This is a genomic window from Pseudomonas sp. P5_152 (genome assembly GCF_033989915.1).
Classification (GTDB): domain Bacteria; phylum Pseudomonadota; class Gammaproteobacteria; order Pseudomonadales; family Pseudomonadaceae; genus Aquipseudomonas.
The window spans coordinates 1,153,515-1,169,467 of the sequence record NZ_JASFAH010000002.1; the positions used below are offsets into that span (position 1 = coordinate 1,153,515).

Annotated in this window: 10 protein-coding genes and 1 other RNA gene; 2 read left to right on the forward strand and 9 right to left on the reverse strand. The window is 62.0% G+C overall.

The features are described from left to right. Positions 1 to 138: 138 nt before the first annotated feature. Together QMK50_RS05020 and dnaX are read right to left on the reverse strand one after the other, a co-directional pair. Positions 139 to 477: a YbaB/EbfC family nucleoid-associated protein gene (locus QMK50_RS05020; RefSeq protein WP_008028561.1), complete on the reverse strand. Its 339-nt coding sequence runs from the start codon at positions 475 to 477 to the stop codon at positions 139 to 141. Positions 478 to 545: 68 nt separating this feature from the next. Continuing rightward, complete coding sequence (gene dnaX, locus QMK50_RS05025; RefSeq protein ID WP_320332674.1) at positions 546 to 2,621, reverse strand: DNA polymerase III subunit gamma/tau; 2,076 nt, start codon at positions 2,619 to 2,621, stop codon at positions 546 to 548. A 145-nt stretch (positions 2,622 to 2,766) separates the two neighbouring features. On the opposite strand from dnaX, the gene QMK50_RS05030 reads away from it, so the two are divergent. Further along, on the forward strand, positions 2,767 to 3,516 hold the full coding sequence (locus QMK50_RS05030) for a transporter substrate-binding domain-containing protein (protein WP_320332675.1): 750 nt from the start codon (positions 2,767 to 2,769) through the stop codon (positions 3,514 to 3,516). Positions 3,517 to 3,518: 2 nt separating this feature from the next. On the opposite strand, the gene QMK50_RS05035 is transcribed toward QMK50_RS05030, so the two are convergent. Then, on the reverse strand, positions 3,519 to 5,219 hold the full coding sequence (locus tag QMK50_RS05035) for a putative bifunctional diguanylate cyclase/phosphodiesterase (protein WP_320332676.1): 1,701 nt from the start codon (positions 5,217 to 5,219) through the stop codon (positions 3,519 to 3,521). 487 nt (positions 5,220 to 5,706) lie between these two features. On the opposite strand from QMK50_RS05035, the gene QMK50_RS05040 reads away from it, so the two are divergent. Beyond that, entirely contained in the window at positions 5,707 to 6,021 is a 315-nt protein-coding gene (locus tag QMK50_RS05040) for a helix-turn-helix domain-containing protein (RefSeq protein WP_095165396.1), read from the forward strand. A gap of 236 nt (positions 6,022 to 6,257) precedes the next feature. On the opposite strand, the gene ffs is transcribed toward QMK50_RS05040, so the two are convergent. The 6 genes from ffs to QMK50_RS05070 all read right to left on the reverse strand — a co-directional run bounded on the left by ffs (position 6,258) and on the right by QMK50_RS05070 (position 15,709). Next, positions 6,258 to 6,354: signal recognition particle sRNA small type (gene ffs, locus QMK50_RS05045), an RNA gene on the reverse strand. A 293-nt stretch (positions 6,355 to 6,647) separates the two neighbouring features. After that, positions 6,648 to 7,814, reverse strand: coding sequence for a putative zinc-binding peptidase (locus QMK50_RS05050; protein ID WP_320334494.1), 1,167 nt, complete (start codon positions 7,812 to 7,814; stop codon positions 6,648 to 6,650). 147 nt (positions 7,815 to 7,961) lie between these two features. Next, positions 7,962 to 10,319: an NAD-dependent DNA ligase LigA gene (gene ligA / locus QMK50_RS05055; protein ID WP_320332677.1), complete on the reverse strand. Its 2,358-nt coding sequence runs from the start codon at positions 10,317 to 10,319 to the stop codon at positions 7,962 to 7,964. Between the two features lie 128 nt (positions 10,320 to 10,447). Beyond that, positions 10,448 to 11,302 carry a cell division protein ZipA gene (gene zipA / locus QMK50_RS05060; RefSeq protein WP_095165425.1) on the reverse strand — a complete coding sequence of 285 codons (855 nt, stop codon included), beginning with the start codon at positions 11,300 to 11,302 and terminating at the stop codon, positions 10,448 to 10,450. Positions 11,303 to 11,558: 256 nt separating this feature from the next. Then, positions 11,559 to 15,047: a chromosome segregation protein SMC gene (gene smc, locus QMK50_RS05065; protein ID WP_159997084.1), complete on the reverse strand. Its 3,489-nt coding sequence runs from the start codon at positions 15,045 to 15,047 to the stop codon at positions 11,559 to 11,561. 2 nt (positions 15,048 to 15,049) lie between these two features. Then, on the reverse strand, positions 15,050 to 15,709 hold the full coding sequence (locus tag QMK50_RS05070; protein ID WP_159997086.1) for a GntR family transcriptional regulator: 660 nt from the start codon (positions 15,707 to 15,709) through the stop codon (positions 15,050 to 15,052). Positions 15,710 to 15,953: the final 244 nt, after the last annotated feature.

Below are 15,953 nucleotides of genomic sequence, written 5' to 3' on the forward strand. Positions count from 1 at the left end.
TGCGAGCGCCGCGAATCCTGTGGGAGCGGGCTTGCCCGCGATGGCGGCATGTCAGCCACACATATCTGTCAGCCAGAAACAAAAATGCCAAGCGCTATGCCTGGCATTTTTGTAACTCATCTGCCGCCTGAAGGCGAATCAGAATGGCAGTTTCATGCCCGGTGGCAGTTGCATGCCGGCGGTCATGCCGGACATCTTGTCCTGGCTGTTGGCCTCGATCTTGCGCACGGCGTCGTTCACCGCAGCCGCGAACACCGCCTCGAGCATCTCTTTGTCATCTTCGCTCAGGCCTTCTACCAGGCTTGGGTCGATGGTCACGCGCTTGACGTCGTGACGACCGGTCATGACCACGGTGACCATATCGCCACCGGCTTTACCGGTGACTTCGGCGTTGGCCAGTTCTTCCTGCATCTTGGCCATTTTTTCCTGCATCTGCTGCGCCTGCTTCATCAGGCCGGCCATGCCACCTTTCATCATGGGAATCACCTCAAAAGTACGTGGATCAAAACGGCGCCCGGACCAGTGGGCCGAGCACCTTCAGTTTGTTAGCCCTGGCTGACCAGAGCCTCGACAGGTTCAATAGTATCGTTACGGATCACTGCGCCGAACTGTTGCATCATCTGCTGGATGAACGGATCGCCGTGGATCGAATCCTCGGCCTCGCGCTGACGGTTGGCGCGGCGCCGGGACGATGCCTGGGCCGGGGTTTCCTGCTCCGGCTTGATCAGCTCGATGCTGATTGTCAGGGTGCGCTGCAGCAACTGGTTCAGGGCATCGTTGAGCCGCCGTTGCTGGGTGGCGTTGAACAGCGCGCTGTGGGCCGGGTCCAGGTGCAACAGCCACTGGTCGCCCTCCACGGCGATCAGCGTGCAGTTGGCGGCGATGCTGCCGGTCATGCCGGAAATCGGCAGTTTCGGGAACAGTTCCAGCCACTGTAGCGCCAGGCCGGTGGCTGGCATCGCCGCAGGCTCGGGTTCCGGTGCCGGCGCAGGCTCGGCGGTGTGCTCGCTGGCGAGCTCATCGAGGTAGCTGTACGCCGAGTCCATGTCCGGCTCAATGTAATCCTCGTCCAGCGGCGGCTCGTCATCCAGGTCCATACCTGGGGTGGCGGCATCCACCTGGGCCACTGAAGGCTCGGGAATCGGCGCGGCGGCCCATTCCGGCGCATCCAGCACCACGCTGTCGGGCACCGGTACGGGCATCGGTGTCAGGTCTGGCTGTTCGGCGACGGTCTCGAGCACCGGCTCGACCGCCGGTTGCAGCGCAGCCGCCGGCTCTACCGGGTCGTTCCAGGGCAGATCGACGACCTCCTCGACAGCGGCCGCCGGCTCAGGCGCCACATGCACCACAGGCTCCGGCTCGACCACCGGCGCAACAGGCGCAACAGGCACTGGGGTTGGTGCAGGCGCGGCAACCGGCGGCGCAGCGGCCACGACCGGCGCAACAGGTACCGCGCCAGCCACTGAGTGAGCGGAATCAACTGTGGCCTGGCTGATCCCCACTGGCTTTAGCGGCTGCCTCGGCGCATCGGCGGTGTCTGCCGGGCGGAAAGCCAGCATCCGCAGCAGGACCATTTCAAAGCCGCCCCGCGGATCGGGGGCCAGCGGCAAATCGCGTCGACCGATCAGCCCCATCTGGTAATAGAACTGCACATCCTCGGCCGGCAGGGCCTGGGCCAGCGCCAACACCCGGTCGCGGTCGCCCTGTCCGTTGTCGACACCGTCCGGCAATGCCTGGGCAATCGCCACGCGGTGCAGCACATTGAGGATTTCCGAGAGCACGCCATTCCAGTCCGGGCCTTGCTCGGCCAGGTGCCGGACACCTTCGAGCAACGCCTTGGCGTCGCCTTCGATCAGCGCGTGCAGGACATCGTAGACCTGCCCATGGTCGAGCGTGCCGAGCATAGCCCGCACGTCCGCCGCCATGACCTTGCCTTCACCGAAAGCAATGGCCTGGTCGGTCAGGCTCATGGCATCGCGCATCGAACCGTCGGCGGCGCGCCCGAGCAACCACAGGGCGTCGTCTTCGAACGGCACGTTCTCCACACCCAGGACGTGGGTCAAATGCTCGACCACGCGCTCCGGCGTCATGTTTTTCAGGGAGAACTGCAGGCATCGAGACAAAATCGTTGCTGGAAGTTTCTGCGGGTCAGTGGTCGCCAGGATGAACTTGACGTAGGGCGGCGGCTCTTCGAGGGTTTTCAACAGCGCATTGAAGGAATGACTGGAGAGCATGTGCACTTCGTCGATCAGGTAGACCTTGAAGCGCCCACGGCTCGGCGCGTACTGCACGTTGTCCAGCAGTTCGCGGGTGTCCTCGACCTTGGTCCGGCTCGCGGCGTCGATCTCGATCAGGTCGACAAAGCGCCCTTCGTCGATCTCGCGGCACACCGAACAGGTGCCACACGGCGTCGACGTAATACCTGTTTCACAGTTCAGGCATTTGGCGATGATCCGCGCGATGGTGGTCTTGCCCACCCCGCGAGTGCCGGTAAACAAATAGGCGTGGTGCAGCCGCTGGCTGTCCAAGGCATTGATCAGAGCCTTGAGCACATGGGTCTGGCCGACCATTTCGCGGAACGAGCGCGGACGCCATTTACGTGCAAGAACCTGATAACTCATCGAAAACCGTCGCGACTGGGAAGCGGAAGCGGGTAATGCTAGCGGAGCAAGGGCAAAATTGCATCCGGTGTGCTCGGCTAATCTGGCTAAGCTGGTGTTCGGGGGACGTTTTAATCGGCGTCGGGCGGTATTTGCTGGAGTGTTTATGCGGTCAGCCTTGGGGGCATTGTTATTGGTCAGCGCCAGCACTCTTGCCGCGCCCAGCCCTTTACGCTTCGCGATCACCGACAGCTGGGCCATGCCCATGGTGCAAATCGAGCACGGTCGCCCGACCCAGGGCATTCTGCATGACGTGATGCTGAGCCTGGCGACCCAGGTCGGTTTGCCCGCCGAATTCCATGTCCTGGCGCGCGCGCGCGTGCAAAACGCCATGGAGCACGGGGAAATCGACGTCCGCTGCTACGCCGCGCAATCCTGGCTACCCAACCAGTCCGGCGACTACATCTGGAGCATTCCCCTGTGGTTCCAGCGCGACCTGCTGATCAGCAACCAGCACCACCATGCCGGGGTAGTCCCGGCCGACCTCGCACCACAAACCATCGGCACGGTGTTGAGCTACCACTACCCTACCCTGCAGCCGCTGTTCGATAGCGGGCAACTCAAGCGCGACGACGCCCGCAACCAGGACCAGGTCCTGCAAAAGCTGCTGGCCGGGCGCAATGAGTATGGGGTCAGCAACCAGTGGACCCTGGACTGGTTCAATCAACGTCTATTGCCGGAGCGGCAATTGCGCGCCGTCGCGGTCCTGCAGGAGCTGCACGTCGGCTGCTACGTGCGCAACGATCCGGACCTGCCGGTGCAGCGCATTCTGCGGACCCTGCTGCGCATGAAGATGTCCGGCGAGATCGATGACATCATCCGCCTGTATACCGGCTCTCAAGAACCGTCACCCTAGGCTCAGATGGCCTCATCCAGCGCCTGCCACTGGCTGGGCGCGACAAAATCGGCGACCCAGCCCGGCACCTCGCTGGCCGGCATCGGCCGGGCAATGAAATATCCCTGGGCCACTTCGCACCCCAGGCTCAGCAATAGTTGGCCATGCTCCAGGCTTTGCACTCCCTCGGCGATCACCTCTCGACCAAACGCCCTGGCCAGGCCGATCACTGCGGTGGTCAGGGCCAGGTCGTCGCGATCATGCAAGATATCGCGGACAAAGGATTTATCGATCTTGATGGTTTGCGTGTTGAGGCGCTTGAGGTAACTGAGGGACGAATACCCGGTACCGAAATCCCCCAGCGAGAACCTCACCCCCAGCGCCTGGCAGGCCTGCAGGCAGGTGGTGACATGCTGGATGTTTTCGATCGCCATCGACTCGACAATCTCCAGGTCCAGCAGATGGGGGGCGACCCGGGCGTGACGCTCCAGCACCTGCTTGAGCCGGTCGAAGAAGTCCGTGCGCTGGAAATGCCGGGCCGCGATGTTGACGCTGACCGGCCACTGCTGCCCGACCGCCTGCCACCGTGACAACTGCGCCAGCACCTGATCAATGACCCACTCGCCAATGTCGACGATCAGGTCGGTTTCTTCCACCAGCGGCAAAAACTCCCTGGGCGGCACCACGCCCTTCTCCGGGTGTTCCCAGCGCAACAAGGCTTCGAAACCGACCACAACACCGCCACGCATATTCACCTTGGGCTGGAAGTGCAGGCACAGCTCGTTGTCCAGCAAGGCCTGGCGCACGCGGGCGACGGTCTGGTGCGTCGCCCTGACCTCCCGGTCGCGTACCACATCAAACAGGTGAAAACGGTTGCGCCCGCTCTGCTTGGCCACGTACATGGCCTGGTCGGCATGCCGCAACAAGGTCTCGGCATCTTCGTTGTCCTGGGGGAACAGGGTCACGCCGATACTGGCGTAGACGTGGATGTCCTTGCCCTGGATTGAATAGGCCGCCGAGATCACCCCCAACACCCGGTTCAACGCCGCACGCAGCTCCGCGACGTCATGCACATAGCGCAGGATCAGCACAAACTCGTCCCCGGCCAGGCGTGCCACTACATCCTCGCCACGTACGATACTGCGCAGGCGCTTGGCCACTTCCACCAGCAGCAGGTCGCCACTGGCGTGGCCATAGCCGTCGTTGACCGCCTTGAAACCGTCCAGGTCGAGCATGCACACCGCCAGCGGTACCTCCTCGATGCGCGAACAGTCCAGGGCTTGGTCCAGCAAGTCGGAGAGGAACGCCCGGTTGGGCAAGCCGGTCAACACGTCATGCCCGACCCGCCATTGCAGCGAATGCAGCAACTGGCGCTGCTCGCTGGTATTAAAGCCAATCGACACGTAGCGGTGCGCCCGCCCGGTCGCCTTGTCCAGCACCGGCAGCAGGGTACTTTCGACCCAATACAGGCTGCCGTCCCGGGCTCGATTGCACAGCTCACCCTTCCAGACGTTGCCCTGGGCGATAGTGCGCCACAGCGTGGCGAAAAACTCGTCGGGGTGCAGGCCGGAATTGAGCAGCCGGTGATCAACACCCAGCAACTCTTCCCGGCGGTATCCGGAGACCGCGCAGAACTGGTCGTTGACGTAAGTGATTCGACCATTGAGGTCGGTTTCGGAAAACAGGGCGGCTGCATCCACCGCCCTGCGGTATTTCTCGTCCATGAGTTCGGCCTGTGGTGGCTAGCGGTAGTACCGCTCGACCAGCGCGCAACGCTTGGAAGAGGTATGGGGGGCGTAGCAGAATGGCTCGGCAGGTCGCCGCCGGGGAGGCAGCGCAGGCAAAGTCCTTTTAATCGTGCGGGCTGGCATATTCAGATGCACATTAACACTCCATGAACAGCAGGTGATGGCCCCCGAACGGGCGAAGACCAACTAGCCTTAAAGGCTTCTAACCAGTCAGACAAAAATCCGCACGGTCGACACTCAACCAGCCATCTGGTTCATTTTTGCCGCTTCCCGTACAGAGGAAACCTGCACAATGATGGCTGTTTCACATCGCCCCAACTGCGGATCTTTAGCCACCCAATGCTCGTATCAAGCGCCAATTCTACGAAATACATCACATATATGAAAGCAAGGTGATGAATCATGCAGTTGTGCAATGTCAAAATCTGTCGTTAAGTTCTTGATTCTAAATGGGAATTGAGCGATGCACATTTCAAGTTTGGGTCCAGCCATCAAACGTTATCGCAAGGTAGCGGGGCTAACTCAGGCTGAACTCGGCGAAAGAACCGGTTTTGACCCTAAAACCATCAGCCGCTTCGAAACCGGCACCTATACCCCCAGCGTTGAAGCCCTGTTCATGCTTGCCAGCGCACTGGGAGTGAAGCTCAAAGTGTTTTTCGCCGACTTTGGCGACGAAGACGAACAGCGAGCCTATCTGTTTGGTGTCGTACACAAAGCCCCCCCAAAGGATCTGGGAAAGCTGATCGCAGCGGTTGATCACGCCTTGTCCAAGCCTTAGCGCCACATACAACCAACAGCAGAGGCAACGTTTTTCGCTGCCTCTGCTGTGTCGTTCACGCGCCCGCAAAAAAGCCCGGCACCTGTTAGCGACGACGCTGGGGGCAGACAGCAGAAAACACCCTGGACCGAGAAACGCTCGGAGGGCAACAAACAGCAGGATTCAGGAGAAGAAGCTGACAGCGCGGATGGACTGGCGATTGCCAGCAAGGCTGTAGCAAGGCGTTAAGGTGGTAACCCCACCAGCCACACCCCGGCACACAATGTTCCCGCTGTGGCTGCTTCCTTCCGGATCTGACCAGGTTCACGGGTAATCGTTGCGGGGGGACCGATGGGGTCACCATAACGACACTCACCAGTCGGCGAGCCGCGCCATTGTACCTATCTGAGACGAAGTTACAACCGTTCCCGCGGATTAAAAAAAATGAGCCGCTTCAATGACATGCGATAACCCCGCAAGATTAGGACGTGTATCCGCTGGCGCAGCCTGCGTTCGGCGGCTTAGCCATCGTCGCCCCTGCTCACTTGACGGACCTGATTCAGCGCATGGCGGCCGCTGCGCGGCCGAACGCAGCCTCGCGGGCTCGGCAGCTGCTACGGAAATTGCGCGTACCCCTGTAACGCGGGCTACAGGCTCTGCACTGCCCGGTCGGCGCGGCCGCCCTCTTGCTGGATCACCAGGTGAATGAAATGCAGTTTGCCGATGACCGCTGGCGGCAGGACGAAGGGGTAGAAGTCCGGCTGGCCCATGCTGCGCGACAGTTCGTTGAGCATGCCTGCCAGTTCGATCCAGGCATTGACGAACGACAGGAACGCCGCGCCACCAGGGTGCTGCGGGTCATAGAGCACACTGCAAGGAAATGCCGGGTAGTCGAAGTCCATCTGCCGAGCGCTCATGCCCAAACCCAGCGCCGTGTCCACCGCATCCATCATGTGCAGGTAATGAGCCCAGGTTTCCGCCCAGTCTTCCCAGGGGTGCATGGTGGCATAGGCACTGACGTGGCTTTGCTGCCAATCCGCCGGGGCGCCCTGCTGATAATGCCGCTCCAGCGCCTCGGCATAACTGGTGCGCTCATCGCCGAATACCTGACGAAAGCCCTCGAGCCACGGACCGTTGGCTATCAGGCGATCCCAGTAATAATGTCCGACCTCATGCCGCAAGTGCCCCAACAGGGTGCGGTAGGGCTCGCCCATCTGCACCCGCACCCGTTCGCGGTGCGCGTCGTCAGCCTCGCGGATATCCAGGGTGACCAGGCCGCTGGCGTGCCCGGTCATCGGCGACTTGCCTTCGAGATCGATGCTGACAAAGTCGAAGGCCAGTCCGCGCTCTTCGTCGATGGACCGGTCGATAACCTGTAACCCGAGGTCGAGCAATTGCGCGACCAGCCGGCGCTTGGCGATCTCCACCTTGCGCCAGTGTTCGTGATTCTGCGCGATGGACAGGTCGGGAATGGTCCGGTTCAGGCGGCAGGCAATGCAGTGCAACTGCGGATCATCGGCCGGCAGCAGCCAGTTGCAGGCTGCCGGGGTATCGAGGTTGGCGCAGCGACGGAACAGCCCAGCCCCAGGGTCGGCGTCCAACTGCCAGGTGTCCGGCTGCGGGCCGGGCTGCAGCGAAGACAAGCGGCTTTGCTCAGGTTGGTAGCCCAGGGCTGCGGAACAGGCCAGGCACTGGCTGTTGCGAAAAAACAGCGACTGCCCGCACCGACACGGCCAGACCTTGCTGTTGCGTGAACTGTCGCCGATGAAGGGCGTAGCGATCCGCGCACTGAGTTGCTCGAAGAAACGGTACATGGCGATCTCTTCCTGGGGGCTGGCCAAGTCTAGATCCTGGCGCAGCGACTATCGTTCCCTCCGAGCATTCGGGTGTCGCCAAGCACGTAATCGCGGGCAAGCCGCAAGCGGGCGCCCACTCCCACAGCAACTCGCCCGCGAAGGGGATCACACAGCAATACCGTGCCCAGCCAAGAACCCGACGAATGCCTCTTCATCCAACACCTTGAGCCCTAGCTCATTGGCCTTGACCAGTTTCGAGCCGGCGCCCGGCCCCGCCACCACACAGAACGTCTTGGCCGACACCGAGCCCGCAACCTTGGCGCCCAGGCTTTCCAGCTTATCCTTGGCAACATCGCGACTCATCAGCTCCAGGGAACCGGTGAGCACCCAGGTCTGCCCGGCCAGCGGCAAGCCTTCGACGACCTTCTTCTCGCTCTGCCAATGCATGCCGAAGTCACGCAACTGCTGTTCGGCCGCCAGGGCTTGCTGGCGATTGTCCTCGATCGCAAAAAACTCGCGCACCGCGTTGGCCTGCTTCTCCGGCAGTGCCTGGCGCATATCCAGCCAGTCCGCGTCGATCACCGCCTGCAGCGAACCGAACTTGTCGGCCAGCTTCTGCGCCCCGCCCGGACCGACCGAAGGAATGTGCAACTTGTCGAGCAGGCCACCGAGGGTGGTGCTCGCCGCGAACTCGGCGCCCAACTCGCCCTGGTCCTGAATCTCCAGGCCATGCGCCAATAGCTGCTTGATCACCTGCTGGTTGTGGCTGTCGGTGAAGAAGCTGTGGATCTCGTGAGCGACCTCCAGACCGACATCCGGCAAGTACGTCAGCACTTGCGGCAATGCCTGCTGCACGCGCTCCAGCGAGCCCAGCGAGCGCGCCAGGACCTTGGCGGTCTCTTCGCCGACATCCGGAATGCCCAGCGCATAGATAAACCGCGCCAGGCTCTGGCGCTTGCTGTCGGCAATGGCCGCCAGCAGGTTCTTGCTCGACAGCTCGGCAAAACCTTCCAGGTCGACGATCTGCTCGAACGTCAGCCCATACAGGTCCGCCGGCGAGCTGACCAGGCCTTCATCGACCAACTGCTCGACGCTTTTTTCGCCCAGGCCTTCAATGTCCATGGCCCGTCGCGAAACGAAATGGATGATCGCCTGCTTGAGCTGCGCCCCACAGGCCAAGCGTCCGACGCAGCGGTACACCGCGCCCTCGCTGACGGTTTCGCGCCCCTTGCTGCGCTTGATCAACTGCGTGCGCTCGACGTGGGAGCCACAGACCGGGCAACTCTCGGGAATCTGCACGGGCCGAGCATCGGCCGGGCGCCGCTCGGCGACCACCTGGACCACCTGCGGGATCACATCACCGGCCCGGCGAATGATCACCGTATCGCCGATCATCAGGCCCAGGCGCGCCACTTCGTCCATGTTGTGCAGCGTCGCATTGGACACCGTCACACCCGCCACTTTCACCGGCTTGAGGCGCGCCACCGGCGTCACCGCGCCAGTGCGGCCGACCTGGAATTCCACGTCGAGCAGTTCGGTGAGTTCTTCCATGGCCGGGAATTTATGGGCAATCGCCCAGCGCGGCTCACGGGCACGGAAGCCCAGCTCACGCTGCGCGGCGATGCTGTTGACCTTGAACACCACGCCATCGATCTCGTAAGGCAGTGCATTGCGCCGCTCACCGATATCGCGGTAGTAGTCCAGGCATTCGCCGATGCCCTTGGCCAGTTTCAGTTCACGACTGACCGGCATGCCCCAGGCCTTGAGTTGCTGCAGATTGCCGATATGCGTGTCGGCAATGTCCGCCGACACCTGGCCGATGCCGTAGCAGCAGAACTCCAGCGGCCGGCTGGCGGTGATTTTCGAATCCAACTGGCGCAAGCTGCCGGCGGCGGCATTGCGCGGGTTGGCGAAGGTCTTGCCGCCCACTTCCAGTTGCGTGGCATTCAGGCGCTCGAAACCGGCCTTGGACATATAGACTTCGCCGCGCACTTCCAGGGTCGCTGGCCAGCCGCTGCCCTGCAGCTTGAGGGGAATATTGCGCACCGTGCGCACATTGACGCTGATGTCTTCCCCCGTGGTGCCGTCGCCGCGGGTAGCGCCGCGTACCAGCAGGCCATCCTGATACAGCAGGCTGACCGCCAGGCCATCGAGCTTGGGCTCGCAGCTGTATTCAACTTCGGCGCCGCCGCCAAACAGATCGCCGACCGGCAAGTCCAGGCCTTCGGTGACCCGGCGATCGAACTCGCGCATATCGGTTTCTTCGAAGGCGTTGCCCAGGCTCAGCATCGGCACTTCGTGACGCACCTGGGTAAATGCCGAGAGCGCCGCACTGCCCACGCGCTGGGTCGGCGAGTCGCTGCTGATCAGTTGCGGGTTGGCCGCCTCCAGCGCCTTGAGCTCATGGAACAACCGATCGTACTCGGCGTCCGGAATGCTCGGCTCGTCCAGCACGTGGTAGCGGTAGTTGTGCAGATCCAGTTCAGCGCGAAGCTCTAGAATGCGTTTTTCGGCGGCGTTCATGGGTGTTCTCTCATAAAGCAAAAGAGCAGCCGAGGCTGCTCAATCTGTTGATGCGGACAAATTCACTGCAGGCGCTGAGCTGGCTCAGCGCCTGCAAGGTGCGGGAGGTATCCCACACATTGCCAATTTCAGCGCTTCTGGGTCAGGGCGCGACGCTCGAATTCGACGATGCGCTGACGGTAGTGTTCGATGGTCTGTGCCGTCAGGACGCTGCGCTGATCGTCCTTGAGCTCGCCATTGAGCTCCTGGGACAACTTGCGTGCAGCGGCGACCATCACATCGAACGCCTGCTTCGGATGACGCGGACCCGGCAGGCCAAGGAAGAAGCTGACCGCCGGGGTGCTGAAGTGGTCGATGTCGTCCAGGTCAAAAATACCCGGCTTGACCGCGTTAGCCATGGAGAACAGGACTTCGCCGTTGCCCGCCATGCTTTCGTGGCGGTGGAAAATATCCATCTCGCCGAAACGCAGGCCACTTTCGAGAATGTTCTGCAACAGCGCCGGGCCCTTGAAGCCACCGGCATCACGGCAGATCACGCTGATCACCAGCACTTCTTCGGCTTGTGGTTGGTCCTTGCTCGCCGCCCCGCTCGAGGCCTTGGTTTCATCCGGGAAATCGCCGTCACGGCTGCTGAAGCTCGGGCCGCCGTCCAGGTCCAGATTAAGGTTCAAGTCGCCTTGCGCCGGCTCGCCGTGGCCACGCTTGCCACGCTTGGAGCCCGACTCGCGGGGCTCACGGGCAGGCATGCTGACCGACGGCAGGTCGTGCTCGTCCAGTTGCGGCTCTTTGTGGTTATCGAGCACCCGCGGCGGGCCCAGCAGTTCGGCACCGCTGTCCTCGTCCGGCAGATTGGACAGGCTGCGGTCCAGGCGAAACTTGAGTTTGCCCTTGCCGCCGCGCATGCGCCGCCAGCCATCAAAAAGAATACCGGCAATGACTATGATGCCGATGACGATCAGCCACTCGCGCAGACCGATTTCCATGTAATCCCGTGCCTCTATAAAAAATGCTGAAAAATAAGGGGTTTACAAGCTGTAAACCGCTTTAAAACGTGGCGCCAACTCTATGTTCTGACAGGCGTTTTGCCCACGTACACGATAAATTGACATTAAACTAGCACGACCAAAGGTAACTTTACACCGTCTGTCACAGTGGCTTCAGCGAATATGTCGATTGGCCAGTAATCCGTACCGGTAAAAATCCTTACTTCCCATAAACATATGGCTTAAACCCAGGACGTCAGGCGTCCACCATCGCCATCGCCTCCTCGACATCCACAGCCACCAGACGCGAACAACCGGGCTCGTGCATCGTCACCCCCATCAACTGGTCGGCCATTTCCATGGCGATCTTGTTGTGGGTGATATAGATGAACTGCACCGTCTGCGACATCTCTTTGACCAGTCTTGCGTAGCGTCCAACGTTAGCGTCATCCAGCGGGGCGTCAACTTCATCGAGCATACAGAACGGCGCAGGATTGAGTTTGAAGATGGCAAATACCAGGGCCAATGCAGTCAGGGCTTTTTCGCCGCCGGAGAGCAAATGGATGGTGCTGTTCTTCTTCCCGGGTGGACGCGCCATGATTGTCACCCCTGTATCGAGTAGATCTTCGCCCGTCAGTTCCAAATAAGCGCTGCCGCCACCGAAAACTTTTGGAAACAAGGCCTGCAAACCACCGTTGATCTGATCAAAGGTGTCCTTGAAGCGATTGCGGGTTTCCTTGTCGATCTTGCGAATGACGTTTTCCAGGGTATCGAGGGCTTCCACTAGGTCGGCGTCCTGGGCGTCGAGATAGTGTTTACGCTCGGACTGTTGCTGATATTCGTCGATGGCCGCCAGGTTGATCGCCCCCAGGCGCTGAATCCGTGCGGCGATGCGCTCAAGTTCTTCTTCGGCGTCGTTCTCGTTCGCCTCGGCCACCAGGGTCGCGAGCACGCCGTGCAGGTCATAGCCGTCTTCGAGCAATTGTTCCTGCAGGGTTTTGCGGCGCACGGTCAGGGCCTGCCATTCCATGCGCTGCTGCTCGAGCTGGCTGCGGATCAACTGCGACTGCTGTTCCGCCTGGGTGCGCCGCTTCTCGGCCTCGCGCAGTTCACGGTCGGCCTCCTCCAGCGCGACCTGGGCGGTGCGCAGTTCTTCATCGACACTCATGCGCTTGTCGAGCAGCTCTTCGAGCTTGAGCCGCAATTCTTCCAGCGGCGCCTCACCCTCCTCCAGGTTGAGGCTCAGCTGTTCACGCTTTTCGGTCAGGCGCTCGGACTGCAGCTCCAGGCGTTCCAGGGCCTGGCGGGTGGAATCGTGTTGCGCCTTGAGTGAACCCAGGCGCACCGCCAACTGGTGCGCATGATCCTTGTGCTGCCGGGCTTCCTGGCGCACCCGGTCGAGGCGCTCGCGCAGGCTGTCGCGCTGGGCCAACAGCAACTCGCGCTGCTCGGTGTCCAGGGCCATGCTGTCGAGGGCGCCCTGCAATTGCAGGCGCGACTCGCCGATCTGTTCATGTTCGAGCTCGCGCTGCTCGCCCAGCTCCACCAACTCTTCGTCGAGCCGGGTACGGCGCAAGGTCAACTGCTCGGCCTTGGCCTTGCCCGCGGACAATTGCGCCTTCAGTTCGCCCTGCTGGCGCGCTTCGTCCTGCAGCAGGCGGCGCAGGTGTTCGCGGCCGTTTTCCTGTTGCCGCTGCTGGGCGCGCAGGTTCTGCAGGGTGGTTTCAAGCTGTTCGACCGTGGCTTCACGCTCCTCGCGCTCCAGGCCCAGGGCCTGGATTTCCTGGCCACGGGCCAACACCCCGCTTTCGGCTTCGCTGGCGCGACGCACGCGCAAAAAGTGCCGGCCGATCCAATAGCCGTCGCGGCTGATCAGGCTTTCGCCGGCCGCCAACTGGCCGCGCAAGGCCAAGCCCTGCTCAAGGGTTTCCACCGGCTTGACCTGGCCCAGCCACGGCGACAGGTCGATCTGCGCCTCGACCTTGTCCAGCAAGCTGCCTGCCACCCGCACACCGTCGATGCCCGGGCTGAGCAGGCGCAAATCGCCCTGGGCAAACCCAGCCAGGTCGAGGCCGGCAAAATCATCCACCAGCACTGCCTGCAAGTCGGCGCCAAGCACAGTTTCCACCGCCAGCTCCCAGCCCGCCTGCACGCTCAGGCCCTCGGCCAGGCGCGGGCGCTCGGCCAGTTCTTGCTCACGCAACCATTGCGCCGTGCCGGTACCCGGGTCGAGCGCGGCTTGCTGCAAGGCTTCCAGCGACGCCAGGCGACCATTGAGTCGTTGCAGGTCGCCCTGGGCCTGCTGCTGATTGTGCAAGGCCTGCTGTAGCTCCTGGCGCAACTGTTCAAGGCGCTCGACCTGGGCCTGCTCGCTGGCCTGCAAGTCCTCGAGGGTTGCTTCGCTGGCGGCGAGTTGCTCGCCCAGCTCCATGATTGCCGCGTCCTCCGGGTCCGCCGCGAGCAGGTCGCGCTCCTCGGCCAGGCGGCGTTGGCGCTCGGCCAAGCGCTCGACGCTGGTTTCCAGCTGCTGAATGCGCGACTGCTGCACCTCGGCCTGGCGCCGGGGCTCGGCCGAACTGAGGTTGAAAGCGTCCCACTGCTCCTGCCAGCCATGCATGGTGGTTTCGGATTCTTCCAGCGCGGCCGCGGCTTCCTCGGCGGCGGCGCTGGTGATTTCCTGCTCCGGGGTCAGCATGTCCAGCTCTTCGCCCAGGGTCAGCAGCAGCGTGCGGTCATGGCCCAGGTGGGATTCGGTTTCCAGGCGCGCGCGCTCGGCTTCCTTGAGATCGTCCTGCAGTTGGCGCAAGCGTTGCTGGCCGTGCTGAATACTCTGCTCGACCCGGGCGATGTCGCCGCCAACCGAATAAAAGCGCCCCTGCACCAGATTGAAGCGTTCGGAGAGATCGTGGTGCCCGTCACGCAAGCGTTCGATGCTCGCATCGGCATTGCGCTGCTCGGCCACCAGGGCTTCGAAACTGACTTCCTGATTACCGATGATCGCTTCACGCTGGCCGACCTGCTCGTTCAAGGCCTGCCAACGCAGCGCCGACAGCTGGGCCTTGAGCTGACGCTCTTCGGCCTTGTATTCCTGATACTTCTTGGCGGACTCGGCCTGGCGGTGCAAGCGTTCGAGCTGACGCGTCAGCTCTTCGCGCAGGTCGGTCAGGCGCTCAAGGTTTTCGTGGGTGCGGCGGATCCGGTTTTCCGTCTCACGCCGACGCTCCTTGTATTTGGAGATCCCCGCCGCTTCCTCGATGAAGTTGCGCAGGTCTTCGGGCTTGGACTCGATCAGCTTGGAGATCATCCCCTGTTCGATGATCGAGTAACTGCGCGGACCCAGGCCAGTGCCGAGGAAAATGTCGGTGATGTCGCGGCGCCGGCACTTGGTGCCGTTGAGGTAATAGGTGGTCTGGCTGTCGCGGGTGACTTTGCGGCGAATCGAAATCTCCGCATAGGCGGCGTATTCACCGAGCAAGGTACCGTCGGAGTTGTCGAACACCAGTTCGATGCTGGCCTGGCTCACCGGCTTGCGGCTGGTGGAGCCATTGAAGATGACGTCGGTCATCGACTCGCCACGCAGGTTCTTCGCCGAGCTCTCGCCCATCACCCAACGTACGGCGTCGATGATGTTCGACTTGCCGCAGCCATTGGGCCCGACCACCGCCGCCATGTTACTGGGGAAGTTCACCGTGGTCGGGTCGACGAAGGATTTGAACCCCGCCAGTTTGATGCACTTGAGCCGCACGCTCAGGCCGCCGGCAAGGCAGACAGCACCAGGTCGCAACTGCGCTGGGCGTAGGCCGAGAGCACGATGCGGATCTGTGGCAGGTCACGGGCGAGCACGGCGGCGAGCAGGCGTTCGAACAGTTCGAGGAACTCGCTCATTTCCGCCTTGCGTTGTTCCAGGGCCAGGAAATACGCGCGACTCATGGCCGGCTGCAGGTTCTCGACAGTCTCCTGCAGGTAGGGGTTATTGGCGAACGGGTACGCGGCGCGCATCACATTGAAGCTGTCGTCGACGAAGGTGCGGATGTCCTGGCGTTCGTAGCTGGCGTTCAGGCGCTGCTGGATCTGCACGAAGGGCGCCATGTCGGCCTGGACGCGCCAGCCATTGGCCACGGCGTTGCCCAGCAGGATGTACAGCTCGCTCATCAGGGTGCACAGGCTCTGCACCTTGTGCGCGGTGAGCTCGGTGACATGGGCGCCGCGTCGCGGCAGGATCGCGATCAGGTGGCGTCGTTCGAGGATCAGCAAGGCTTCACGGACCGAACCGCGGCTGACATTGAGCGCCAGCGTGACCTTCTGTTCCTGGATGCGCTCTCCTGGCTTCATTTCGCCGCGAATGATGCGTTCGGCGAGGTGTTGAGCAATTTGCTCGGCGAGGCTGTCCGGCGCCTTGAACGTCATGGTTTTCCTTCAAACTCTTCGATCTGTACAAGCGGCGCAGTGTAGCGCACTTGGTAGTGGATGATGCAGGGCCCGGCCAGTGGAAATTGGCACGATTCAAGCAAAAAGCGAGCTGGGCCCAGAGGGTCAATACTCAAAGCATGAGGTTGCTGATCGACAAAAGGTAATTTCCTGACCTTTAAGTCAGAAAACCATTGACCGAAAAGTCAGACCTGATAAATTCAGGTCATAACGGTTAACAACA

What these genes read in the sequence shown, in the direction of transcription:
- QMK50_RS05050 (WP_320334494.1), bottom strand. Translation starts at nt 7,814, where the DNA reads ATGTACCGTTTCTTCGAGCAACTCAGTGCGCGGATCGCTACGCCCTTC.
- QMK50_RS05020 (WP_008028561.1), bottom strand. Translation starts at nt 477, where the DNA reads ATGATGAAAGGTGGCATGGCCGGCCTGATGAAGCAGGCGCAGCAGATG.
- QMK50_RS05035 (WP_320332676.1), bottom strand. Translation starts at nt 5,219, where the DNA reads ATGGACGAGAAATACCGCAGGGCGGTGGATGCAGCCGCCCTGTTTTCC.
- QMK50_RS05030 (WP_320332675.1), top strand. Translation starts at nt 2,767, where the DNA reads ATGCGGTCAGCCTTGGGGGCATTGTTATTGGTCAGCGCCAGCACTCTT.
- dnaX (WP_320332674.1), bottom strand. Translation starts at nt 2,621, where the DNA reads ATGAGTTATCAGGTTCTTGCACGTAAATGGCGTCCGCGCTCGTTCCGC.
- ligA (WP_320332677.1), bottom strand. Translation starts at nt 10,319, where the DNA reads ATGAACGCCGCCGAAAAACGCATTCTAGAGCTTCGCGCTGAACTGGAT.
- QMK50_RS05070 (WP_159997086.1), bottom strand. Translation starts at nt 15,709, where the DNA reads ATGACGTTCAAGGCGCCGGACAGCCTCGCCGAGCAAATTGCTCAACAC.
- QMK50_RS05040 (WP_095165396.1), top strand. Translation starts at nt 5,707, where the DNA reads ATGCACATTTCAAGTTTGGGTCCAGCCATCAAACGTTATCGCAAGGTA.
- zipA (WP_095165425.1), bottom strand. Translation starts at nt 11,302, where the DNA reads ATGGAAATCGGTCTGCGCGAGTGGCTGATCGTCATCGGCATCATAGTC.